The sequence below is a fragment of the Microvirga guangxiensis genome, from assembly GCF_900102135.1.
In the GTDB taxonomy this organism is placed as follows: Bacteria; Pseudomonadota; Alphaproteobacteria; order Rhizobiales; family Beijerinckiaceae; genus Microvirga; species Microvirga guangxiensis.
Genome location: NZ_FMVJ01000006.1, coordinates 346,070 through 366,222, shown reverse-complemented (window position 1 = coordinate 366,222; position 20,153 = coordinate 346,070). Strand labels below are relative to the sequence as shown.

At 61.7% G+C, this 20,153-nt stretch carries 21 protein-coding genes and 1 tRNA gene; 20 read left to right on the top strand and 2 right to left on the bottom strand.

The features are described 5' to 3' along the window. The first annotated feature begins 2 nt into the window (after positions 1-2). From nusB to BLP10_RS12690, 4 genes are all read left to right on the top strand, one after another. A complete protein-coding gene (gene nusB, locus BLP10_RS12705; protein WP_091134946.1) occupies positions 3-485 on the top strand; it encodes a transcription antitermination factor NusB in 483 nt (160 codons plus the stop codon). A gap of 26 nt (positions 486-511) precedes the next feature. Continuing rightward, positions 512-1,498: a thiamine-phosphate kinase gene (thiL, locus tag BLP10_RS12700; protein WP_091134944.1), complete on the top strand. Its 987-nt coding sequence runs from the start codon at positions 512-514 to the stop codon at positions 1,496-1,498. Beyond that, positions 1,473-2,678: an MFS transporter gene (locus BLP10_RS12695; RefSeq protein ID WP_091134942.1), complete on the top strand. Its 1,206-nt coding sequence runs from the start codon at positions 1,473-1,475 to the stop codon at positions 2,676-2,678. Before thiL ends, BLP10_RS12695 begins: the two co-directional genes overlap by 26 nt. A gap of 156 nt (positions 2,679-2,834) precedes the next feature. Continuing rightward, positions 2,835-4,961 carry a sodium-translocating pyrophosphatase gene (locus tag BLP10_RS12690; RefSeq protein WP_091135101.1) on the top strand — a complete coding sequence of 709 codons (2,127 nt, stop codon included), beginning with the start codon at positions 2,835-2,837 and terminating at the stop codon, positions 4,959-4,961. A 93-nt stretch (positions 4,962-5,054) separates the two neighbouring features. Here the strand turns inward: BLP10_RS12690 and BLP10_RS22855 are convergent, their stop codons facing one another. Both BLP10_RS22855 and BLP10_RS12680 read right to left on the bottom strand, forming a co-directional pair. Then, positions 5,055-5,744, bottom strand: coding sequence for a hypothetical protein (locus BLP10_RS22855; RefSeq protein WP_139165494.1), 690 nt, complete (start codon positions 5,742-5,744; stop codon positions 5,055-5,057). Between the two features lie 17 nt (positions 5,745-5,761). Further along, positions 5,762-6,217: an outer membrane protein assembly factor BamE gene (locus BLP10_RS12680; protein ID WP_091134938.1), complete on the bottom strand. Its 456-nt coding sequence runs from the start codon at positions 6,215-6,217 to the stop codon at positions 5,762-5,764. Positions 6,218-6,320: 103 nt separating this feature from the next. Here BLP10_RS12680 and BLP10_RS12675 point away from each other — a divergent pair, with 103 nt between their 5' ends. From BLP10_RS12675 to nuoI, 16 genes are all read left to right on the top strand, one after another. Then, the gene (locus BLP10_RS12675) at positions 6,321-6,866 is read left to right on the top strand and encodes a ubiquinol-cytochrome C chaperone family protein (protein WP_091134935.1); all 546 of its coding nucleotides are present in this window, start codon (positions 6,321-6,323) and stop codon (positions 6,864-6,866) included. Continuing rightward, the gene (locus BLP10_RS12670) at positions 6,863-7,378 is read left to right on the top strand and encodes a YceD family protein (protein ID WP_091134933.1); all 516 of its coding nucleotides are present in this window, start codon (positions 6,863-6,865) and stop codon (positions 7,376-7,378) included. The genes BLP10_RS12675 and BLP10_RS12670 overlap by 4 nt, the downstream gene beginning before the upstream one ends. 145 nt (positions 7,379-7,523) lie before the next feature. Then, positions 7,524-8,558, top strand: a complete 1,035-nt coding sequence (gene plsX / locus BLP10_RS12665) for a phosphate acyltransferase PlsX (protein WP_091134931.1) — start codon at positions 7,524-7,526, stop codon at positions 8,556-8,558. Between the two features lie 13 nt (positions 8,559-8,571). Further along, on the top strand, positions 8,572-9,549 hold the full coding sequence (locus BLP10_RS12660; protein ID WP_091135100.1) for a beta-ketoacyl-ACP synthase III: 978 nt from the start codon (positions 8,572-8,574) through the stop codon (positions 9,547-9,549). Positions 9,550-9,676: 127 nt separating this feature from the next. Next, entirely contained in the window at positions 9,677-9,988 is a 312-nt protein-coding gene (locus tag BLP10_RS12655; RefSeq protein ID WP_091134929.1) for an integration host factor subunit alpha, read from the top strand. 21 nt (positions 9,989-10,009) lie between these two features. Further along, positions 10,010-10,507: a MerR family transcriptional regulator gene (locus BLP10_RS12650; RefSeq protein WP_091135098.1), complete on the top strand. Its 498-nt coding sequence runs from the start codon at positions 10,010-10,012 to the stop codon at positions 10,505-10,507. 160 nt (positions 10,508-10,667) lie between these two features. Continuing rightward, positions 10,668-10,744: transfer RNA gene (locus BLP10_RS12645), tRNA-Asp, on the top strand. A gap of 515 nt (positions 10,745-11,259) precedes the next feature. Further along, positions 11,260-11,625 (top strand): NADH-quinone oxidoreductase subunit A, encoded by a 366-nt coding sequence (locus BLP10_RS12640; protein ID WP_091134927.1) that lies wholly within the window; start codon positions 11,260-11,262, stop codon positions 11,623-11,625. Next, positions 11,616-12,200 (top strand): NuoB/complex I 20 kDa subunit family protein, encoded by a 585-nt coding sequence (locus tag BLP10_RS12635; protein WP_091134925.1) that lies wholly within the window; start codon positions 11,616-11,618, stop codon positions 12,198-12,200. Before BLP10_RS12640 ends, BLP10_RS12635 begins: the two co-directional genes overlap by 10 nt. 15 nt (positions 12,201-12,215) lie before the next feature. Beyond that, on the top strand, positions 12,216-12,818 hold the full coding sequence (locus BLP10_RS12630) for an NADH-quinone oxidoreductase subunit C (RefSeq protein WP_091134923.1): 603 nt from the start codon (positions 12,216-12,218) through the stop codon (positions 12,816-12,818). A gap of 18 nt (positions 12,819-12,836) precedes the next feature. Next, the gene (locus tag BLP10_RS12625; RefSeq protein WP_091134921.1) at positions 12,837-14,027 is read left to right on the top strand and encodes an NADH-quinone oxidoreductase subunit D; all 1,191 of its coding nucleotides are present in this window, start codon (positions 12,837-12,839) and stop codon (positions 14,025-14,027) included. Between the two features lie 118 nt (positions 14,028-14,145). Continuing rightward, on the top strand, positions 14,146-15,198 hold the full coding sequence (nuoE, locus tag BLP10_RS12620; RefSeq protein WP_091134918.1) for an NADH-quinone oxidoreductase subunit NuoE: 1,053 nt from the start codon (positions 14,146-14,148) through the stop codon (positions 15,196-15,198). Positions 15,199-15,211: 13 nt separating this feature from the next. Continuing rightward, on the top strand, positions 15,212-16,513 hold the full coding sequence (gene nuoF / locus BLP10_RS12615; protein ID WP_091134916.1) for an NADH-quinone oxidoreductase subunit NuoF: 1,302 nt from the start codon (positions 15,212-15,214) through the stop codon (positions 16,511-16,513). A gap of 7 nt (positions 16,514-16,520) precedes the next feature. After that, positions 16,521-18,599 carry an NADH-quinone oxidoreductase subunit NuoG gene (nuoG, locus tag BLP10_RS12610; RefSeq protein ID WP_091134914.1) on the top strand — a complete coding sequence of 693 codons (2,079 nt, stop codon included), beginning with the start codon at positions 16,521-16,523 and terminating at the stop codon, positions 18,597-18,599. 17 nt (positions 18,600-18,616) lie between these two features. Next, positions 18,617-19,642: an NADH-quinone oxidoreductase subunit NuoH gene (gene nuoH / locus BLP10_RS12605; protein ID WP_091134911.1), complete on the top strand. Its 1,026-nt coding sequence runs from the start codon at positions 18,617-18,619 to the stop codon at positions 19,640-19,642. Positions 19,643-19,652: 10 nt separating this feature from the next. Beyond that, positions 19,653-20,141, top strand: coding sequence for an NADH-quinone oxidoreductase subunit NuoI (gene nuoI / locus BLP10_RS12600; RefSeq protein WP_091134909.1), 489 nt, complete (start codon positions 19,653-19,655; stop codon positions 20,139-20,141). Positions 20,142-20,153 lie beyond the last annotated feature (12 nt).

Genomic DNA, 20,153 nt, shown 5'->3' with positions numbered 1-20,153 from the left:
TCATGACGAAGCCTGCTGAGCGTTCCGCCGCTCGCCTTGCTGCCGTCCAGGCCCTCTATCAGATGGATCTTTCCGGCAAGACCGTCGTGGATGCTTTGGCGGAGTTCGAAGCCTTCTGGATTGGCCGAGAGGTCGAAGGCATCGAGTTCAAGCCGTCCGATGTGGAGTTTTTCCGCAATGTGATCTCCGGCGTGGTGCAGAACCAGCGCGCCATCGACATGAAGATCGACAAGGCTCTCGATGAGGGTTGGCCCCTGCGCCGCGTGGAGGCTGTGCTGCGCGCCATCCTTCGCGCCGGCGGCTACGAGCTGATGTTCCGCAAGGACGTGCCCGCCCGCGTCGTCATCACCGAATACGTGGATGTGACGCACAGCTTCTATGGCGAGGACGAGCCTGGCCTCGTGAACGCCGTTCTCGACACGCTCGCCCGCGATGTGCGTCCAGGCGAGCTGGAAAAGAAGGCTGCCGGGCAGTCAAAGCGCTAGGTCCCGATGGCAGGGATCGTCAGGCCATGAGTTCCCATCGCCTCACTGAAAGCGAGCTTATCGCTCGCTTCTTCGCGCCGCTGGCGGGTGAGGGTGCGCTTGGCCTGAAGGACGACGCCGCCTCTTTCTCTCCGGAGCCCGGGCACGATCTCGTGCTCACGACCGATGCGTTGGTCGAGTCGGTCCACTTTCTTCCCGAGGATTCCCCAGCTTCCATCGCCCGAAAGGCTCTGGGCGTAAACGTGTCGGATCTCGCCGCGAAGGGCGCGGAGCCGGCAGGTTTCCTCTTGAGCCTGGCTCTTCCTGAAGGCTGGACGGAGGAGTGGCTTGCGCAGTTTGCCGAGGGGCTCGGAGAGGCCTCGCGCGATTTCGTCTGTCCGCTGCTCGGCGGCGATACGGTGAAGGCAATGGGCGCTCTCACTCTCTCGGTGACCGCCATCGGGCAAGTGCCCATGGGGCGTATCGTTCGGCGCACGAACGCTGAAATCGGTGACGTGATCTGCGTGAGCGGCACCATCGGCGATGCGGCACTGGGGCTGAGACTCCGTAAGGATCCCGCCTGGAGCGAAAGTCTGTCTCGCGAGGCGAAAGCCCATCTGGCCGATCGCTACCTTCATCCGCAGCCGCGGCATCGGCTCGCGCGCATCGTCAGGGATCATGCCCATGCGGCCATGGACGTTTCCGACGGGCTTGCGGGCGATCTTGCGAAGATGATGCGCGTGAGCGGCGTCTCAGCTGATATCGAGGCGGAGAGTGTGCCGCTTTCCCCGGCTGCGCGGGAGGCGATCAAGGCCGACCCAAGCCTCTTCGATCTCGCCCTGACGGGTGGCGACGATTATGAGATTCTCTGCACCGTGCCTGAAAAGAAACTCGACAGCTTCCTGAAAGAGGCCGATAGCGTGGGCGTCATGATGTCCGCCATAGGCCGAGTCGTTCAAGGGCGTGAAACCCCGGTCTTTCGGATGAAGAACTCTGAAAGACGCTACAATGCAGGCTCCTTCTCCCATTTCTGATGCTCTCGCGAAGCGCAACGCCATCGTCCTGGCTATTGCCATGGCGCTCGGCGGATCGAGTCCCGCCATCGTCGTGTCTCTCGGCGGCCTCGTGGGGATGAACCTCGCCGAGAACAAGGAGCTCGCGACGCTGCCCGTCAGCCTGCTCAACCTGGGTCTGGCGCTCGGCACCATCCCGGCTGCCATTCTCATGCGAAGGGCAGGGCGACGCATCGGCTATATCGTGGGAGGCGGAATCGGTCTTCTCGGCGGGTGCCTGGCGGCCTTCGGCATTGCCTCCTTCAGCTTTATGCTGTTCTGCCTCGGCACTCTCATCATCGGCATGTACGGCTCGTTCAACCAGAGCTACCGGTTTGCTGCGACCGATACGGCCTCGGAGGCGTTCAAGCCGCGGGCGATTTCCTGGGTCATGACCGGCGGTCTCGTAGCCGGCGTGATCGGACCGCAAACCGTCATCTGGCTGCGGGACGCCGTTGCAACCGCGCCTTTCTCCGGGGCTTTCCTCGGGCAGGCGGCGCTGGCGCTGCTCTCAATGGTAGTCGTCTCCTTCCTGCGGCCCGCACCGGTGAGCGCGACACCGAAAGCCGGCGCGGGTGGACGGCCCTTGAGCGAGATCGTCCGGCAGCCTCGTTTCATTGTCGCGGCGGTTGCTGGGCTCGTATCCTATGCGCTCATGAGCTTCCTTATGACCGCCGCGCCCATCGCCATGGTCGGGTGCGGTCTCCCCATCGAGTCGGCGGCTCTGGGCATTCAATGGCACATCCTGGCCATGTTCGGCCCCAGCTTCTTCACAGGACGCCTGATCGTCCGCTTCGGCAAGGAGCGGGTGACGGCTGCGGGACTCGTTCTTATCGCCGTCTCTGCCGCCATCGGGCTGTCGGGCATCGCCGTCGCTCATTTCTGGGCCACCCTGATCGTATTGGGGATCGGCTGGAACTTCGGCTTCATCGGCGCGACGGCCATGGTGACCGATTGCTACCGCCCGGAGGAGCGCACGAAAGTCCAGGCGGCCAACGACTTCCTGGTCTTCGGCTCGGTGGCGGCCGCCTCCTTCTCATCCGGCAAACTGCTGAACTCGGGCGGATGGGAGACTGTCAACTGGATGGTCTTCCCACCGGTTGTCATCGCTCTACTTCTGCTGGCTTGGCAGTATAGGGTTCGAGCAGCGGTACCAGCATAAAGTCTTACAGGCTTCCTGTGATTTAATTGCCAAGTATCGTTGCGAAGCGCCTTCTTTTTTGCCACCAAATATAAACTTCGCTGGGGGTGGAGGCCGTTCGAGGCCAAAATTCGGGCCTTGAGAAGCGGCTTTCTGCTTTCCCATAACAAGGATGGCATGATGGCACTCACCCTTATTATTTTGGGCGGGCTTCTCTCGATTGCGTATGGCTTCTGGGCCATCAGCGATGTGATGAAGCGGGACGCCGGTTCGCAGCGCATGCAAGAGATCGCAGGCGCAATCGCCGAAGGCGCTAAAGCCTATCTCCGCAGGCAGTACACGACCATCGCCGTTGTCGGCGTGGTGCTGTTTGCCATCATCACCTACTTCCTCGGTATTCGGGTCGGCATCGGCTTCGCTATCGGCGCGATTCTGTCGGGTGTGGCAGGCTTTATCGGCATGAACGTTTCGGTTCGTGCCAATGTCCGCACCGCACAGGCCGCCACGCAATCCCTCGGCGGCGGTCTCGACGTGGCCTTCAAGGCCGGCGCCGTTACGGGCATGCTGGTGGCAGGCCTCGCGCTCTTGGGCGTGGCGCTCTACTATGGCTATCTCACCCGCATCGGTGGCCTCAATCCTGCCGATCGCGTGGTGATCGATAGCCTTGTGGCCCTGGGCTTCGGCGCTTCACTGATTTCGATCTTCGCCCGTCTCGGCGGCGGCATCTTCACCAAGGGTGCGGACGTCGGCGGCGATCTCGTGGGCAAGGTCGAGGCAGGCATTCCCGAAGACGATCCGCGCAATCCCGCCACCATCGCCGACAACGTGGGCGACAATGTCGGCGACTGCGCCGGCATGGCTGCCGACCTGTTCGAGACCTATGCGGTGACGGTCGTCGCCACCATGGTGCTGGCAGCGATCTTCTTCGCGGGACAGAACATCCTCGACTCGATGCTCATGTACCCGCTCGCCATCGGCGCGGCCTGCATCGTCACCTCGATCATCGGCACGTTCTTCGTGAAGCTCGGTCAGAACGAATCCATCATGGGCGCGCTCTACAAGGGCCTCATTGCGACCGGCATTCTTTCCGCCATCGCCATTGGCCTCGTCACATGGCAGATGATCGGTTTCGGGCAGGTCGCAGGAGCCGAATTCACAGGCCAGGATCTGTTCTGGTGCGCGATCATCGGCCTTGCGGTTACGGCCTTCATCGTCGTGATCACGGAGTACTACACGGGCGTCGGCTTCCGGCCCGTCCGCTCCATTGCCCAGTCCTCCGTGACCGGCCATGGCACCAACGTGATCCAGGGCCTTGCGGTATCGCTGGAATCGACGGCTCTTCCGACCATCGTGATCATCGCAGGCATCATCATCGCCTACACGCTTGCAGGTCTGTTCGGCATCGCCATCGCGGTGACGGCAATGCTGGCTCTCGCCGGCATGATCGTGGCGCTTGATGCTTTCGGCCCGGTGACCGACAACGCAGGTGGCATCGCGGAGATGGCGGGACTTCCGAAGGAAGTGCGCAAGTCGACCGATGCGCTCGATGCGGTGGGAAACACTACGAAGGCCGTCACGAAAGGCTATGCCATCGGCTCCGCAGGGCTTGGCGCTCTCGTGCTCTTCGCTGCCTATACGTCGGATCTGGCCTTCTTCACACGGAATGCGGAGCAATACCCGTACTTCCAAGGCGTGAACCCGGATTTCTCGCTTACCAACCCCTACGTGGTGGTGGGACTTCTGTTCGGCGGCCTCATTCCATTCCTGTTCGGCGGCATCGCCATGACGGCGGTGGGCCGCGCAGCAGGTGCGGTTGTCGAAGAGGTTCGCCGTCAGTTCCGCGAGAAGCCGGGCATCATGCAGGGCACCGAGCGTCCCGATTACGGCCGCGCGGTGGACATGCTTACCCGCGCCGCGATCAAGGAGATGGTCATCCCCTCGCTCCTGCCGGTGCTGGCACCCATCGTGACCTATTTCGTGATCCTGTGGGTTGCCGGTAAGTCGCAGGCCTTCTCAGCCGTGGGCGCAATGCTGCTGGGCGTGATCGTAACGGGACTCTTCGTCGCCATCTCCATGACCTCGGGCGGCGGCGCCTGGGACAACGCGAAGAAATCCTTCGAGGATGGCTTCACGGACGCTTCCGGTACGACGCATCATAAGGGCTCAGAGGCGCACAAGGCGTCTGTCACGGGCGATACCGTCGGCGATCCCTATAAGGACACGGCTGGCCCAGCCGTGAACCCGGCAATCAAGATCACCAATATCATCGCATTGATGTTGCTTGCGATCCTGGCGCACTCGTAACGCCTTCGGAAGCTACAACGCACCGACCTCGCAGCTCACGCTGCGAGGTTTTTTGTTCTTGTCTTGATGAGAAAGGAAATCGTTGGGCAGAGGTCAGATCTCAACCAAGCCCAACTCATGCGCTTTCTGAAATGCTTGCGAATTAAGATTGTTAGGGAGCGGGCGGCCAGCGCGGAGTTCTGCCTTGAACAATGAGAACAATGCGGCCAGTGATGGCGAAAGGGCTAGGAAACTTTGAAGGATGTAGTGCGCCAGATCGGGTCTCCCAATCGCAACGAAGTATTCTCCCCACATCATAGGCTTGACATGAAGCGCATAAGTTTTGGCAACTAGATTTGCGAGCGCTTCTTGCTGAGGCGCTGCTTGAAAGATGGGCCAAACATTATGGGAGAGATCATTTGTGACAGCTAGAATGCTGGGTTGGTTGGGACCGCTTCCTGGAAACGTCCAGGTTTGCAATCCAAGTCCTGGACCTATTGCATCGAAATTACGCACGTAATCACCGAGGAACGGGGAGGAGCCCGGACCTTTTCGCCAACTTGGCTTTGCCTTTCGAACCCAGCTTTCCCAATGCTTTGAACGGATGCGCCAATAAGGCGAGCAGGTCACATCACAGCCACTACGATTATGTGAACTCGACTGTAGAGAAATGGCGAAGGTAAGATCGCCGTCCACAGTTGCTATTTGCAATTTTGAGGATGAAAGAATCCAGTCCCCATTAGGAAATGGCCCTTGAGCTATTATCGCTTCAAGGGCCGCTATGAGTACGTCTTTTGGAAGCATCCTTTAGGTCGGTGGCCTCAGCTGCCGAACGGATTGAAGTTGTTCGAGCCCTTGAAGATCTGACCGAGGAAGCTCGTCTCTTCGCCGCCGGACGGGGTCTTGCGGCTGATGAAGTCGAACACCTGACCATCCTGAATGCCGTAGAGGCCCACGCGCTCGACGCGAAGGTTCTTGTCGAAATAGACAGCGGTGACGCGTTGATCCACCACCTGCTCGCCCATGAACTGAAGGGTGCGGCGGGAGCGCTGGCTGATGTAGTACCAGTTCCTGTTGCCGACGGTGGACACCGTCGAGGGAGTGCCGAGAGTCTGGAGCACCTGTTCGGCGCTCATGCCCTTCTTCACCTGAGCTACGGCATTCTCGTCCAGCTGGTATCCGCGGGCAAACTCCTCGCCCATGGTGCAGGCGGCAACGGAGGTGGCCAGGAAAGTCGCAGTGGCCAAGCGTACCAAAAGGGTATGATATCGACGCATCGTACGGTTCTTCCAGGAATGCGGCGCGGATGAGCTTGCGCCTGTGGATCGTGATGGCGTAACCCGAGGTTTCAGTTTTGACAAGCTTGGAAGGGGAAAGTCTGTGATATTCAGTCTCTTCCGCAAAGATCCCCGGCGCGTGGCCATTGCAACTCTCTACGAGAGAATCGCCACGGCATCCCGGAATCCGGGTCTTTATGCGGCACTTGGTATCCCGGATACCCTCGAGGGACGTTTCGAGTCCCTTTCGCTCCATATGGTCCTGTCCTTGAGGGCTCTTCGGGAGCTTCCGCCTCCCGCAGACGATGTCGCCAAAGACCTGACGGATGCCTTCTTCAGGGATATGGACGCCTCCTTACGAGAAATGGGCGTGGGCGACACGGTCGTGCCTAAGCGCATGAAGAAGGTTGCTGCGTCTTTCTATGGGCGGGCTCAGGCCTATGACCCTGCCTTGAATGGCGGAAACGAAGCTGGGCTCGCTGAAGCTCTGGGCCGGAATGCCCTAGGTGGCGATGCACCTGCCACGGCGCTTGCGCGTTATGCCTTGGCAGCCGACAAGGGTCTTAAGACCGTCACGCTCGACACATTACTTGAAGCCGGGCCGGCTTTCCCGTCGCCCGAGGCCTTCACAGAGGAGAGAAGCCGATGACTCCTGAATCCGTAGGTCCCTTGTCCCGCCTCGTGGATGTCATGAACATTCCGCCTCGGGGGCAGGAGGTTCACGTGGTGGTGAGTGCCGAGGAACGCGACGCCCTGGCGAAGGATTTCGGGCTTCCAGGCATCCAGGCTCTCTCGGCCGACTACCAGCTCACCAGCACCGCCAAGGGCATCCATGTGACGGGCGTGGTCAAGGCTTCCATCACGCAGGTCTGCGTCGTCACCCTCGATTCGTTCGATTCCGACATCGAGGAGGACGTTGAGGTGGATTTCGCCGAGCCGTCGGGTATGCCCGCCGAGCCTCCTACCGATATCAACGAGTATGAGCCGCCGGACGAGATCATTAACGGGCAGATCGATCTTGGCGCGCTCACGGCTGAGTTCCTGGCCCTCGGGCTCGACCCCTATCCGCGCAAACCCGGCGTCGATTTCGATTATCGGGATCCGAGCGACGAGAAGGATTCGCCCTTCGCCGCCCTGAACAAGCTCAAGGCGGACAAGTAGCCTCGAAACTAGGGAAAACCACGGCTCAATGCAGCCATGCGCTCCCGCCTGCCGCCAGGGGGAGGGCTATAGAATTCGGTTGCGATACACCCGCAAACCGGTATTTTCCGCCCCCTGTTCACGCCGAAAGAAAGAAAAAACGGTTATGTCGAAGCCAGTGCGTATTTCGCTCGATGCGATGGGAGGGGACCATGGCCCATCGATCGTGATCCCGGGCGCGGCCCTGGCCCTCGAGAGACATCCCGATATCCGCTTTCTCATGTTCGGCAACGATGCGGTCATCGCGCCCCTTCTGAATGCTCACCCCAAGCTGAAGGCGGCGACCGAGCTTCACCATACTGAAATCTCCATCTCCATGGACGAGAAGCCGAGCCAGGCGATCCGCATGGGCCGTGGGAAGTCCTCCATGTGGAAGGCCGTTCAGGCCGTGCGTGACGGGGAGGCGGATGCCTGCGTGTCCGCCGGCAATACGGGCGCCCTCATGGCGACCGCCAAGATTTGCCTGAAGACGATGGCGCATATCGAGCGCCCCGCGATTGCGGCCATGTGGCCCACCATGCGGAGCGAGAGCATCGTGCTCGACGTGGGCGCGACCATCGGCGCGGATGCGGGGCACCTGGTTGACATGGCCATCATGGGCGCCGCAATGGCTCGCATCGTGTTCGATCTGGAGCGTCCGACAGTGGGTCTGCTCAATGTCGGCACTGAAGAAATCAAGGGAATCGAGGCGGTTAAGGAAGCCGGCCGTATTCTCAGGGAGATGAATGCTCCTTATTTGCAGTATCATGGCTTCGTGGAAGGCGACGACATCGGCAAGGGAACCGTCGACGTAGTGGTCACCGAGGGCTTTACGGGGAATATCGCGCTCAAGACTGCTGAAGGAACTGCCAAGCAGATCGGCCAATATCTGCGCTCCGCCATGAGCCGTACCCTCATGGCCAAGATCGGCTATCTGTTCGCGAAACAGGCTTTTAACGCTCTCAAGGACAAGATGGACCCGCGCAAGGTCAATGGCGGCGTTTTCCTGGGCCTCGAAGGCGTGGTGGTGAAGAGCCACGGCGGCACGGACGATCTGGGTTTCGCGAGCGCCATCGACGTGGCCTACGACATGGCGCATTTTGAACTGATGAACACGATCCGGGGCATGTTGGAGCATGATCCCGTCGGGCACTCGGCCTGAGGAAAGCATTACCTTGAAACGTATTCGTTCCGTTGTGCGCGGCGTCGGGTCCTATCTGCCGAGGCGCAAGTTGACCAATCAGGACCTGGAAAAGATGGTCGATACCACTCACGAGTGGATCGTCCAGCGGACCGGGATTGAACAGCGCTACATCGCGGACGAGGACGAGACCACCTCGGTCCTCGGCATAAAGGCTGCCGAGGCGGCCCTCACCGATGCGGGATTGACGGCGCAGGACATCGACCTCGTCGTCTGCGCCACCTCGACGCCGGATCACACCTTTCCATCGACCGCCACGATGATCCAGAACGGCCTGGGCATCACCCACGGCGCGGCTTTCGACCTGCAGGCGGTCTGCACCGGCTTCGTCTATGCGGTCGCGACCGCCGACAAGTTCCTCCAGTCCGGCTCGCACAAGCGGGCCCTGGTGATCGGGGCAGAGACCTTCTCACGCATTCTCGACTGGAACGACCGCACCACCTGCGTACTCTTCGGCGACGGCGCCGGCGCGCTGGTGCTCGAGGCCCAGGAAGGCGAGGGGGCGCCGACGGACCGGGGCGTTTTGACCTCGCAGCTGCGCTCGGATGGACGTTATCGGGACAAGCTCTACGTCGACGGCGGTCCTGGCTCCACGAAGACGACCGGCGTCTTGAAGATGGAGGGCAAGGAAGTCTTCAAGTTCGCCGTCGGCATGGTCACCGACGTGGTGAAGGACGCTTTCACGGCCAGCGGCACGACACCGGAAGAGCTGAAGTGGTTCGTGCCCCATCAGGCCAACAAGCGCATCATCACCGCCAGCGCCGACAAGCTCGGCATCGCGCCCGAGAAGGTGGTGATTACGGTGGACAGGCACGGCAACACTTCGGCTGCTTCGATCCCGCTCGCACTCGACGTTGCCCGCAAGGATGGGCGCATCAAGGATGGCGATCTCGTTATGATCGAGGCGATCGGCGGCGGCTTCACTTGGGGCAGTGCGCTCATCCGTTGGTAGGAATATAGGCCATCTAGCCTATATGGTAACGCCTTGACGCCAAGTCTAAGGTTGACCATACGGAGCCATCTGCATAGCGTCTTAACTGATTGAAAGACCAAAGAACTCATTCTGGCTGGGGAGCTCAATGGCTGGCAAAACTGTGACGAGAGCGGATCTGAGCGAGGCTGTCTACCAGAAGGTGGGCCTCTCAAGGACCGAATCGGCCGAACTGGTCGAGCGGGTGCTTGCCGAGATCTGCGACAGCCTGGCCGCCGGCGAAACCGTCAAGCTGTCGTCCTTCGGCTCTTTCGTCGTTCGCAGCAAGGGCGAGCGCGTCGGCCGCAACCCGAAAACCGGCGTCGAAGTGCCGATCGATCCGCGCCGGGTCATGGTCTTCAAGCCGTCCAATGTGCTGAAGGCCTATATCAACGGCGAAACCGTCGAGCGAGAGGACTAACCCGCGATGGAAGGCGGCGCGATGGACAAGAGCCCCGACGCGTTCCGCACCATCAGCGAGGTGGCAGAGGATCTCGATCTCCCGCAACACGTCCTGCGTTTCTGGGAAACTCGTTTCAAACAGATCAAGCCGCTGAAGCGTGGGGGCGGGCGGCGCTATTATCGCCCTGACGATGTGGATCTGCTCAAGGGCATCCGCCAGCTCCTTTACGGCGAAGGCTACACGATCAGAGGCGTGCAGCGCATCCTCAAAGAGGAGGGCGCCCGCTTCGTCCAGGCCCTGGGCCGAGGCGAGGAGAGCGTGTCCGCTCCACGCCAGGAGGCGAAGGAGGAAGCCGCCATCGGCGAGATGGATGATTTCTCCGATTCTTCCTACGACGAATCCCCGCATGTCTCATCGCAACCTGTGCTGCCCGCGGATTCTCTGCAAAGGCTGCAATCGGCCCTCGATGAGCTGATCGAGTGCGACCGGGTTCTACGCTCCCTGAAGGACCTCTCCGGGCCTGCCGTATCCGAATAGAGCCATGCCGGGAACAGAGGCTAATGCCCTCGATCCGTCCCGTACCGGCATGTGCCCTGCGGGTTTTTGAGATTCATCTAAAAATGCGGGCAGGGAACGCTTGACAGGGAACAGGGCGGCCCTTAAACCGCACCCACTCACCGCTTCGGCGGTCCGATGCGCGGGCGTAGCTCAGTCGGTTAGAGTGCCGGCCTGTCACGCCGGAGGTCGCGGGTTCGAGCCCCGTCGCCCGCGCCACTTCTCCCCAAAAGACAACGTGAATCGCTTTTCCTCCGGGCTCCTGTGCGCCCTGAGCATGGCTGCTTTGCCAGAGCGTGGCACATTTTCCGATTCTAGGCATTTCCCTCAAATTCGCAGGCATCGGCGGCCTCAGCCGGGGCAGGCATCAGGCGAGGCTGCTCGGAAAGCATCCGGAGTTTTTACCGGTATTTCCCGTGGGCTGGCGCAGGATTGGGGGTGTTGGATGGGCTTCGGACCGATTCAAAGGCTTATGCCAAGGCCGAAACTGCCGCAAATCAGGCAAAACCGAGGACCGGCCGTAAGGTGGCCCAGGCAGGAAAGTAAGCCAAATCTTAGTTTGGAATGGTTCTTTTTACGGCAGCTCAAACACTTGTCACGGAAGGGGAACTCGGCTAAGCCAACCGCCACAAACCGCCGTTTGTCGCAGGATCTTTCATCGGGCCTTTCTGTGGCTTAAATGCGTGGCATGTCGCTGGCCTTTCCGGCCACGCTTCGTTCCTTCTAGGTGTCGTATGACGAATCTTCTCGCCGACTACCTGCCTCTCGTGATCTTCATCGGCGTGTCGCTCCTGATCGGGGTGGCGCTGCTCGTGGCACCCTTCATCGTTGCCTACAGCAAGCCCGATGCGGAAAAGCTGTCCGCTTACGAGTGCGGGTTCAATGCCTTCGATGACGCACGCATGAAATTCGACGTGCGTTTCTATCTGGTGGCCATCCTTTTCATCATCTTCGATCTGGAAGTCGCCTTCCTGTTCCCCTGGGCCATTGTTTTCGGGGACCTGGGCTGGTTCGGCTTTCTCTCGATGATGCTCTTCCTGGGCGTCCTGACCGTCGGCTTCGTCTATGAGTGGAAGAAGGGAGCCCTGGAATGGGATTGATCACCGATAACCAGTCCACTCTGGTGGCCCCGGCTCCGCGCGGTATCATCGATCCCAATACCGGCAAGCCGGTCGGCTCGAACGATCCCTATTTCGTCTCCATCAATGACGAACTGTCCGACAAGGGCTTCCTCGTCACCTCGACCGAGGACCTCATCACCTGGGCGCGCACCGGCTCGCTCATGTGGATGACGTTCGGCCTGGCCTGCTGCGCCGTCGAGATGATGCAGATGTCCATGCCCCGCTACGACGTCGAGCGCTTCGGCTTCGCCCCTCGCGCCTCGCCGCGCCAGTCGGACGTGATGATCGTGGCCGGCACGCTCACCAACAAGATGGCTCCTGCGCTCCGCAAGGTCTACGACCAGATGCCGGAGCCGCGTTACGTCATCTCCATGGGCTCCTGTGCCAATGGCGGCGGCTATTATCATTATTCCTATTCGGTGGTTCGTGGCTGCGACCGCATCGTGCCGGTCGACATCTACGTGCCTGGCTGCCCCCCGACCGCGGAGGCGCTCCTTTACGGCGTTCTGCTTCTCCAGAAGAAGATCCGCCGTACCGGCACCATCGAGCGCTGAGCAAAGGTCTGACTGATGAGTGCTGAGCTCCAAGCCCTGAGCGACCACATTGCCTCGTCCCTCGGTGAGGTGATCGAAGATCGCGCCATCGCCTATGACGAGCTGACGCTTGTCGCCCGCACCGAGGAAATCGTGCGTGTGGTGTCGTTCCTGCGTGACGACCCGCAATGCCGCTTCGTCTGCTTCATCGATATCTGCGGCGCGGATTACCCCGCCCGCGAGAAGCGCTTCGACGTGGTCTATCACTTCCTGGCGCCTCACCATAACCGCCGTATCCGCGTGAAGGTCCAGACCGACGAGGTGACCCCGGTCCCCTCGCTGATCGACCTCTTCCCGGCGGCGAACTGGTTCGAGCGGGAGACCTACGACATGTATGGCGTCCTGTTCTCGGGGCACCCCGATCTTCGGCGCCTGCTGACGGATTACGGTTTCGAGGGGCACCCGCTCCGCAAGGACTTCCCCATGACCGGTTATGTCGAAGTTCGCTACGACGACGGTCAGGGCCGCGTGGTCTACGAGCCCGTGAAGCTCAACCAGGAATTCCGCAACTTCGACTTCCTCTCTCCCTGGGAAGGCACGGACTATGTGCTGCCCGGCGATGAGAAGGCCAAGGCATAAAGGCGGAAAGGGCGACCCATGGGCGAGCATAATATCCGCAATTTCACGATCAACTTCGGTCCGCAGCATCCGGCTGCGCACGGCGTGCTTCGCCTCGTGCTGGAGCTCGATGGCGAGGTGGTCGAGCGCGTCGATCCGCATATCGGCCTGCTCCATCGTGGCACCGAGAAGCTGATCGAGTATAAGACTTACATTCAGGCCAATCCGTATTTCGACCGGCTCGACTACGTTGCGCCGATGAACCAGGAGCATGCGTACTGCCTCGCAGTCGAAAAGCTCCTCGGCATCGAGGTTCCGCGCCGTGCGCAGCTGATCCGCGTGCTGTTCTCCGAAATCGGCCGCTTGCTTTCGCACCTTCTCAACGTGACCACGCAGGCCATGGACGTCGGCGCGCTCACGCCGCCTCTCTGGGGCTTCGAGGAGCGTGAGAAGCTGATGATCTTCTACGAGCGCATCTCCGGTTCGCGCATGCACGCCAACTACTTCCGGCCCGGCGGCGTGAACATGGATATCCAGCCCGAGCTGATCGACGACATCGAAGCCTTCTGCGACCCGTTCCTGAAGGTTCTCGACGATCTCGACACCCTCGTCATGGGCAGCCGCATCTTCAAGCAGCGTAACGTCGATATCGGCACCATCACCCTCGACGATTGCTGGAAATGGGGCTTCTCAGGCGTCATCGTCCGCAGCTGCGGCGTGGCCTGGGACCTGCGCAAGTCGCAGCCCTATGAGTGCTATGAGGAGATGGAATTCGACATCCCCGTCGGCCTCAACGGCGACAATTACGATCGCCAGGTCATCCGCATGGAAGAGATGCGCCAGTCCGTGCGCATCATGCGCCAGTGCCTCGACAAGCTGCGCGCTCCAGACGGGCAGGGGCCGGTGAACACGCTCGACGGCAAGATCGCTCCGCCCTCGCGCAAGGACATGAAGCGCTCCATGGAAGCGCTGATCCATCACTTCAAGCTCTACACGGAAGGCTTCCACGTCCCCGCGGGCGAGGTTTATGCCGCCGTCGAGGCTCCGAAAGGCGAGTTTGGCGTGTATCTGGTGTCCGATGGCACCAACAAGCCGTATCGCTGCCATGTTCGCGCTCCGGGCTTCGCGCACCTGCAGGGCATGGATTTCATGTGCCGCGGCCACATGCTGGCCGACGTCGCAGGCGTTCTCGGTTCGCTCGACATCGTGTTCGGTGAAGTGGACCGGTAAGTAATAATCCGGGCTCGATTTCGGGTCCGGCACCACGCTTCGGAAAAGGCGTGATGAATACGTTCAAGTCGTGAATGGCCGGGCTCGCCCGGCCATGACGATGAGGAGAAGAGTCAAAATGGCCGTTCGTAAGCTCGCGCCTGAAGAAATGCAGCCAGAGAGCTTTTCGTTCTCGTCCGAGACGGAAGCCTTTGCTGAGCAGCAGATCGCCAAGTATCCGCCCGGCCGTCAGGCCTCGGCGGTGATCCCGCTTCTGTGGAAGGCGCAGGAGCAGGCCGGCGGCTGGCTGCCGCGCAAGGCTATCGAGGCTGTGGCAACGCGGCTCGACATGCCGTTCATCCGCGTGATGGAGGTGGCGACCTTCTACACGATGTTCAACCTGGAGCCGGTCGGCCAATATTTCATCCAGTTCTGCGGCACCACGCCGTGCGTGCTGCGCGGCGCAGGCGACATCAAGAAGGTGCTGGAGAAGCGCATCGGCGAGCAGAACCATGTCACGGCCGACGGCAAGTTCTCCTGGCTCGAGGTCGAGTGCCTGGGTGCGTGCTGCAACGCCCCCATGGTGCAGATCAACGACGATTACTACGAGGATCTGACGACGGAGAACTTCGAGAAGCTTCTCGACGATCTCGCGGCAGGCCGCCCCGTGAAGACCGGCTCCCAGATCGGCCGCAACCGCTCCGAGCCCTTCGAAGCCGTCAACACGCTGCAGGACCCGTCGCTCTATGACGGTTCTCAGATCGGAGCATGGCGCAAGCGCTTCGAGGAGCAGGCTCAGCCTGCCGCTACCGGCGAGGCTGCCGCGGCGGCGGCATCCATCCCGCAAGACGTCAAGGCTGCAAAGCCTACGGCAGGCCGCGCCATCGAGAGCGAAGCTGCCGATACGCCGGCTAAGCGCGCCAAGGAAGGCGAGACGCCAGTCAATCCGGTCGATCAAAAGGAAGCCGGAGATCCGTCGGTCGCTACCAAGGGCAAGTCGCATACGGAAGAGGGCGCACAGGCCGCTCCGCAGAGCAGCAAATCCTACGTGGCATCGCCCGGCAAGGACGCTGTTCCGACAAGTCCTACGACACCTGAAGCCGGTACGCCTCTGGCCCAGGCCGAGACACGCCGCGACGGCAGCGAGAGCAAGCCGGGCGTGGTCGTCGACAAAGACAACAAGACGTCCTGAGGGGTGATTTAAGATGCTTCACGATAGAGATCGCATTTTCACCAACCTCTACGGCTTCCATTCGCCGGACCTTCAGGCCGCGAAGATGCGCGGCGCGTGGGACGGAACCAAGTTCCTCCTCGAGAAGGGCCGTGACTGGATCATCGACGAGATGAAGGCATCGGGTCTGCGCGGCCGTGGCGGCGCGGGCTTCCCGACGGGCCTGAAATGGTCCTTCATGCCCAAGCAGTCGGATGGGCGTCCGCACTACCTCGTCGTCAATGCCGACGAGTCGGAGCCGGGCACCTGCAAGGACCGTGAGATCATGCGGAACGACCCGCATCTTCTTGTCGAGGGCTGCCTCATCGCGTCCTTCGCCATGGGCGCGCATGCGGCCTACATCTACATCCGCGGCGAGTACATCGCCGAGAAGCACGCGCTCCAGCGCGCTGTGGACGAGGCTTATGCGGCCGGCCTGATCGGCAAGAACAACATCCACGGCTATCCCTTCGACCTCTATGTCCACCACGGCGCAGGCGCTTACATCTGCGGCGAGGAGACGGCGCTCATCGAGAGCATGGAAGGCAAGAAGGGCATGCCGCGCCTGAAGCCTCCGTTCCCGGCGAACATGGGCCTCTACGGCTGCCCGACCACCGTGAACAACGTCGAGTCGATTGCGGTCGCCGGAACGATCCTGCGTCGCGGCGCATCCTGGTTCTCCGGCATCGGTCGTCCGAACAACGTGGGCACCAAGCTCTTCTGCGTGTCCGGCCACGTGAACAAGCCCTGTAACGTAGAAGAGGCCATGGGCCTGACCTTCCGCGAGCTGATCGATACCCATTGCGGCGGCATCCGCGGCGGCTGGGACAACCTGCTCGCGGTCATTCCCGGCGGCTCGTCCGTGCCTTGCGTGCCTGCGGATCAGATCATCGACGCGCCGATGGATTTCGACACCCTTCGCAACCTGCGTTCGGGTCTCGGCACCGCCGCCGTGATCGTCATGGACAAGTCCACGGACATCGTTCGCGCCATTGCCCGCATCTCGTACTTCTACAAGCACGAGAGCTGCGGCCAGTGCACGCCGTGCCGCGAAGGCACCGGCTGGATGTGGCGCGTGCTCAACCGCATGGCGGAAGGTCGCGCGCAGAAGCGCGAAATCGACATGCTGCTCGAAGTCTCGACCCAGATCGAAGGCCATACCATCTGCGCGCTCGGCGACGCGGCTGCCTGGCCGGTCCAGGGCCTGATCCGGCACTTCCGTCACGAGATCGAGAAGCGGATCGACGATTACGCGGCAAACCCGCATTCTGAATCCGTCATGATTGCGGCGGAGTGAGATAGAGATGGCTAAAATCATCGTTGATGGCGTCGAAGTCGACGTCCCCGCCGAATACACGCTGCTCCAGGCCGCCGAGGCCGCGGGCGCGGAAGTTCCGCGCTTTTGCTACCATGAGCGGCTCTCGATCGCCGGCAATTGCCGCATGTGCCTCGTCGAGGTGAAGGGTGCGCCGAAGCCGGTGGCGTCCTGCGCCTGGGGCGTACGCGATTGCCGCCCCGGCCCGAATGGCGAGCCGCCGGAAATCTCCACCAAATCGCCGACGGTGAAGAAGGCGCGCGAAGGTGTGATGGAGTTCCTGCTCATCAACCACCCGCTCGATTGCCCGATCTGCGACCAGGGCGGCCAGTGCGACCTGCAGGATCAGGCCATGGCCTATGGCGTCGACACCAGCCGTTTCCATGAGAACAAGCGCGCGGTGACCGACAAGTACCTCGGCCCGTTGGTTCGCACTTCCATGAACCGCTGCATCCACTGCACCCGCTGCGTGCGCTTCACCGCCGAGGTGGCAGGCGTGCCGGACATGGGCGCCCTGTGGCGCGGCGAGGACATGGAGATCACGAGCTATCTCGAGAAGGCTCTCGGCTCCGAGTTGCAGGCCAACATCGCGGATCTCTGCCCCGTCGGCGCGCTCACCCACAAGCCCGAGTCGTTCCATTTCCGTCCGTGGGAGCTCACCAAGACCGACTCCGTCGACGTGATGGATGCGGTCGGCTCTTCGATCCGCGTCGATTCCCGTGGCCGTGAGGTCATGCGCATCCTGCCGCGTGTGAACGAGGCGGTGAACGAGGAGTGGATTACGGACAAGACCCGCCAGATCGTTGACGGCCTGCGCCTACAGCGCCTCGACCGTCCGTTCGTGCGGGAGAATGGCCGCCTGCGTCCCGCTTCCTGGCAGGAGGCGTTCGCTACCATCGCCGCGAAGGTGAAAGGCACGGATGCAAAGAAGATCGGCGCCATCGTCGGCGATCTCGCCGCCGTCGAAGAGATGTTCGCCCTGAAGCTCCTCATGCAGAGCCTCGGCGTCAGGAACATCGATGCCCGTCAGGACGGCACTGTGCTGTCGCCCACTCACGGACGCGGCTCCTATCTCTTCAACACCACCATCGCCGGTATCGAGGATGCGGATGCGATACTGATCGTGGGCTCCAACCCGCGCCTTGAGGCTTCGCTCGTCAATGTGCGCATCCGCAAGCGTTGGCGCGCAGCTCCTCCGCCGATCGCCCTCATCGGCGAGAATGCCGACCTGACCTATCCCTACGAGTATCTCGGCTCCGGTCCGGAGACTCTCGCCGAGCTGGCTGGCGGCCGTCACAGCTTCATCGAGAAGCTGCGCGCTGCCGAGCGTCCGCTGATCATCGTGGGGCAGGGTGCTCTTGTCCGTCCGGACGGCCTCGCGATCCTCTCCGCCGTGGCTTCGCTCGCTCGCGATGTGGGCGCGGTGAAGAATGGCTGGAACGGCTTCTCGGTTCTTCACACGGCTGCCTCGCGTGTGGGCGCCCTCGATCTCGGCCTTGTGCCGGGTGAGGGCGGCCTGACCACTCAGCAGATGGCACAAGGTGGTGTCGAGGTTCTCTTCAACCTCGGTGCCGATGAGATCGACATCGCTCCCGGCGCGTTCGTGATCTATCAGGGTACGCACGGCGACCGTGGCGCTCACCGCGCAGACGTGATCCTTCCGGCTGCCACCTACACCGAAAAGTCCGGCACCTACGTGAATACGGAAGGTCGGGTGCAGCTTGCCAACCGTGCGGCCTTCGCTCCTGGCGAAGCCCGTGAGGATTGGGCGATCCTGCGCGCCCTGTCGGACGTTCTCGGCCATCGCCTGCCGTTCGACTCGCTCAACGCTCTTCGCGCCAAGCTCTATGCGGCTCACCCGCATTTCGCTGCCATCGATAGAGTGCAGCCGGCCGATACGGCTTCCGCCATTCAGGCGCTTGCCGGACTCGGCGGTGCCCCGGGCCGCGAAGCGTTCACGAGCCCGGTCAAGGACTTCTACCTGACGAACCCGATCGCCCGCGCCTCCGGCGTCATGGCCGAGTGCTCGGCGCTCGCCCGTCAGCTGAAGCTCGAAGCGGCCGAGTAAGAGAGGAGAAAAGAACCATGGAATTTGGAGATATTCTCCTCGCAGTCGCGATCATGCTGGGCAAGAGCCTGCTCCTGCTCGTCGCGCTTCTCATCTTCATTGCCTATGCGCTCTATGCCGACCGCAAGGTGTGGGCCGCGGTTCAGCTGCGTCGCGGCCCGAACGTGGTCGGCCCCTGGGGACTGCTGCAATCCTTCGCGGACCTTCTCAAGTTCGTGCTGAAAGAGCCGGTCATTCCGGCTCCCGCCAACAAGGGCATGTTCCTTCTGGCGCCGCTGGTGATGTGCACCCTCTCGCTTGCTGCCTGGGCGGTCATTCCGCTGAACGCAGGCTGGGCGATTGCCGACATCAACGTGGGCATTCTGTACATCTTCGCGATCTCGTCGCTCGGCGTTTACGGCGTCATCATGGGCGGCTGGGCCTCGAACTCGAAGTATCCGTTCCTCGGCGCGCTCCGCTCGGCGGCGCAGATGGTGTCCTACGAGGTCTCCATCGGCTTCGTCATCGTGACGGTGCTCATGTGCGCGGGCACCCTGAACCTGTCTGGGATCGTCGAGTCGCAGAACACGAGCCTCGGCATCCTCGGCTGGTACTGGCTGCCGCTGTTCCCGATGTTCGTGGTGTTCTTCATCTCGGCCATGGCCGAGACGAACCGCCCGCCCTTCGATCTGCCGGAAGCGGAGTCGGAGCTGGTTGCCGGTTACATGGTGGAATATTCCTCCACTCCGTACCTGCTGTTCATGCTCGGCGAATACGTGGCCATCATGACCATGTGCGCGCTCGGCACGATCCTGTTCCTCGGCGGCTGGCTGTCCCCGATTCCGTTCGCGCCCTTTACCTGGGTGCCTGGCGTGATCTGGTTCGTGCTGAAGGCGAGCTTCCTCTTTATCCTCATCGCCATGGTGAAAGCCCTGGTGCCGCGTTACCGCTACGATCAGCTCATGCGCCTCGGCTGGAAGGTCTTTCTTCCGCTGTCGCTGGCCATGGTGGTCATCGTGGCAGGCGTCCTGATGGTGACCGGCAACGCGCCGGGCGTCCGCTAAGGAGATCGACATGAAGATCGCTCAATTCTTCAACGCCCTTCTCCTGAAGGAATTCGTGGCCGGGTTCATCCTGACCACGAAGTACTTCTTCAAGCCGAAGGCCACGCTCAACTACCCGTTCGAAATGGGGCATCGTGGGCCCCGTTTCCGAGGTGAGCATGCGCTTCGCCGCTACCCCAATGGGGAAGAGCGCTGCATCGCCTGCAAGCTCTGCGAGGCCATCTGCCCGGCTCAGGCCATCACCATCGAGGCTGGCCCGCGCCGCAACGACGGCACCCGTCGCACGACGCGTTACGACATCGACATGGTGAAGTGCATTTATTGCGGCATGTGCCAGGAAGCCTGCCCGGTGGACGCCATTGTGGAAGGGCCGAACTTCGAGTTCTCGGTAGAGACCCGCGAAGAGCTTTATTACGACAAGGCCAAGCTTCTCGAGAACGGGGAGCGCTGGGAGCGTGAAATCGCGAGGAACATCGCGAAGACCGCGCCTTACCGGTAAAACCGCTTCCTG

Bases quoted from the DNA above. Each gene is read 5' to 3' on its own strand.
- plsX (WP_091134931.1), top strand. From the start codon at position 7,524: ATGTCGAAGCCAGTGCGTATTTCGCTCGATGCGATGGGAGGGGACCAT.
- nusB (WP_091134946.1), top strand. From the start codon at position 3: ATGACGAAGCCTGCTGAGCGTTCCGCCGCTCGCCTTGCTGCCGTCCAG.
- BLP10_RS12680 (WP_091134938.1), bottom strand. From the start codon at position 6,217: ATGCGTCGATATCATACCCTTTTGGTACGCTTGGCCACTGCGACTTTC.
- BLP10_RS12695 (WP_091134942.1), top strand. From the start codon at position 1,473: ATGCAGGCTCCTTCTCCCATTTCTGATGCTCTCGCGAAGCGCAACGCC.
- BLP10_RS22855 (WP_139165494.1), bottom strand. From the start codon at position 5,744: ATGCTTCCAAAAGACGTACTCATAGCGGCCCTTGAAGCGATAATAGCT.
- nuoE (WP_091134918.1), top strand. From the start codon at position 14,146: ATGGCCGTTCGTAAGCTCGCGCCTGAAGAAATGCAGCCAGAGAGCTTT.
- BLP10_RS12690 (WP_091135101.1), top strand. From the start codon at position 2,835: ATGATGGCACTCACCCTTATTATTTTGGGCGGGCTTCTCTCGATTGCG.
- BLP10_RS12670 (WP_091134933.1), top strand. From the start codon at position 6,863: ATGACTCCTGAATCCGTAGGTCCCTTGTCCCGCCTCGTGGATGTCATG.
- BLP10_RS12630 (WP_091134923.1), top strand. From the start codon at position 12,216: ATGAGTGCTGAGCTCCAAGCCCTGAGCGACCACATTGCCTCGTCCCTC.
- nuoI (WP_091134909.1), top strand. From the start codon at position 19,653: ATGAAGATCGCTCAATTCTTCAACGCCCTTCTCCTGAAGGAATTCGTG.
- nuoF (WP_091134916.1), top strand. From the start codon at position 15,212: ATGCTTCACGATAGAGATCGCATTTTCACCAACCTCTACGGCTTCCAT.
- BLP10_RS12625 (WP_091134921.1), top strand. From the start codon at position 12,837: ATGGGCGAGCATAATATCCGCAATTTCACGATCAACTTCGGTCCGCAG.
- BLP10_RS12655 (WP_091134929.1), top strand. From the start codon at position 9,677: ATGGCTGGCAAAACTGTGACGAGAGCGGATCTGAGCGAGGCTGTCTAC.
- BLP10_RS12635 (WP_091134925.1), top strand. From the start codon at position 11,616: ATGGGATTGATCACCGATAACCAGTCCACTCTGGTGGCCCCGGCTCCG.
- nuoG (WP_091134914.1), top strand. From the start codon at position 16,521: ATGGCTAAAATCATCGTTGATGGCGTCGAAGTCGACGTCCCCGCCGAA.
- BLP10_RS12650 (WP_091135098.1), top strand. From the start codon at position 10,010: ATGGACAAGAGCCCCGACGCGTTCCGCACCATCAGCGAGGTGGCAGAG.
- BLP10_RS12640 (WP_091134927.1), top strand. From the start codon at position 11,260: ATGACGAATCTTCTCGCCGACTACCTGCCTCTCGTGATCTTCATCGGC.
- thiL (WP_091134944.1), top strand. From the start codon at position 512: ATGAGTTCCCATCGCCTCACTGAAAGCGAGCTTATCGCTCGCTTCTTC.
- nuoH (WP_091134911.1), top strand. From the start codon at position 18,617: ATGGAATTTGGAGATATTCTCCTCGCAGTCGCGATCATGCTGGGCAAG.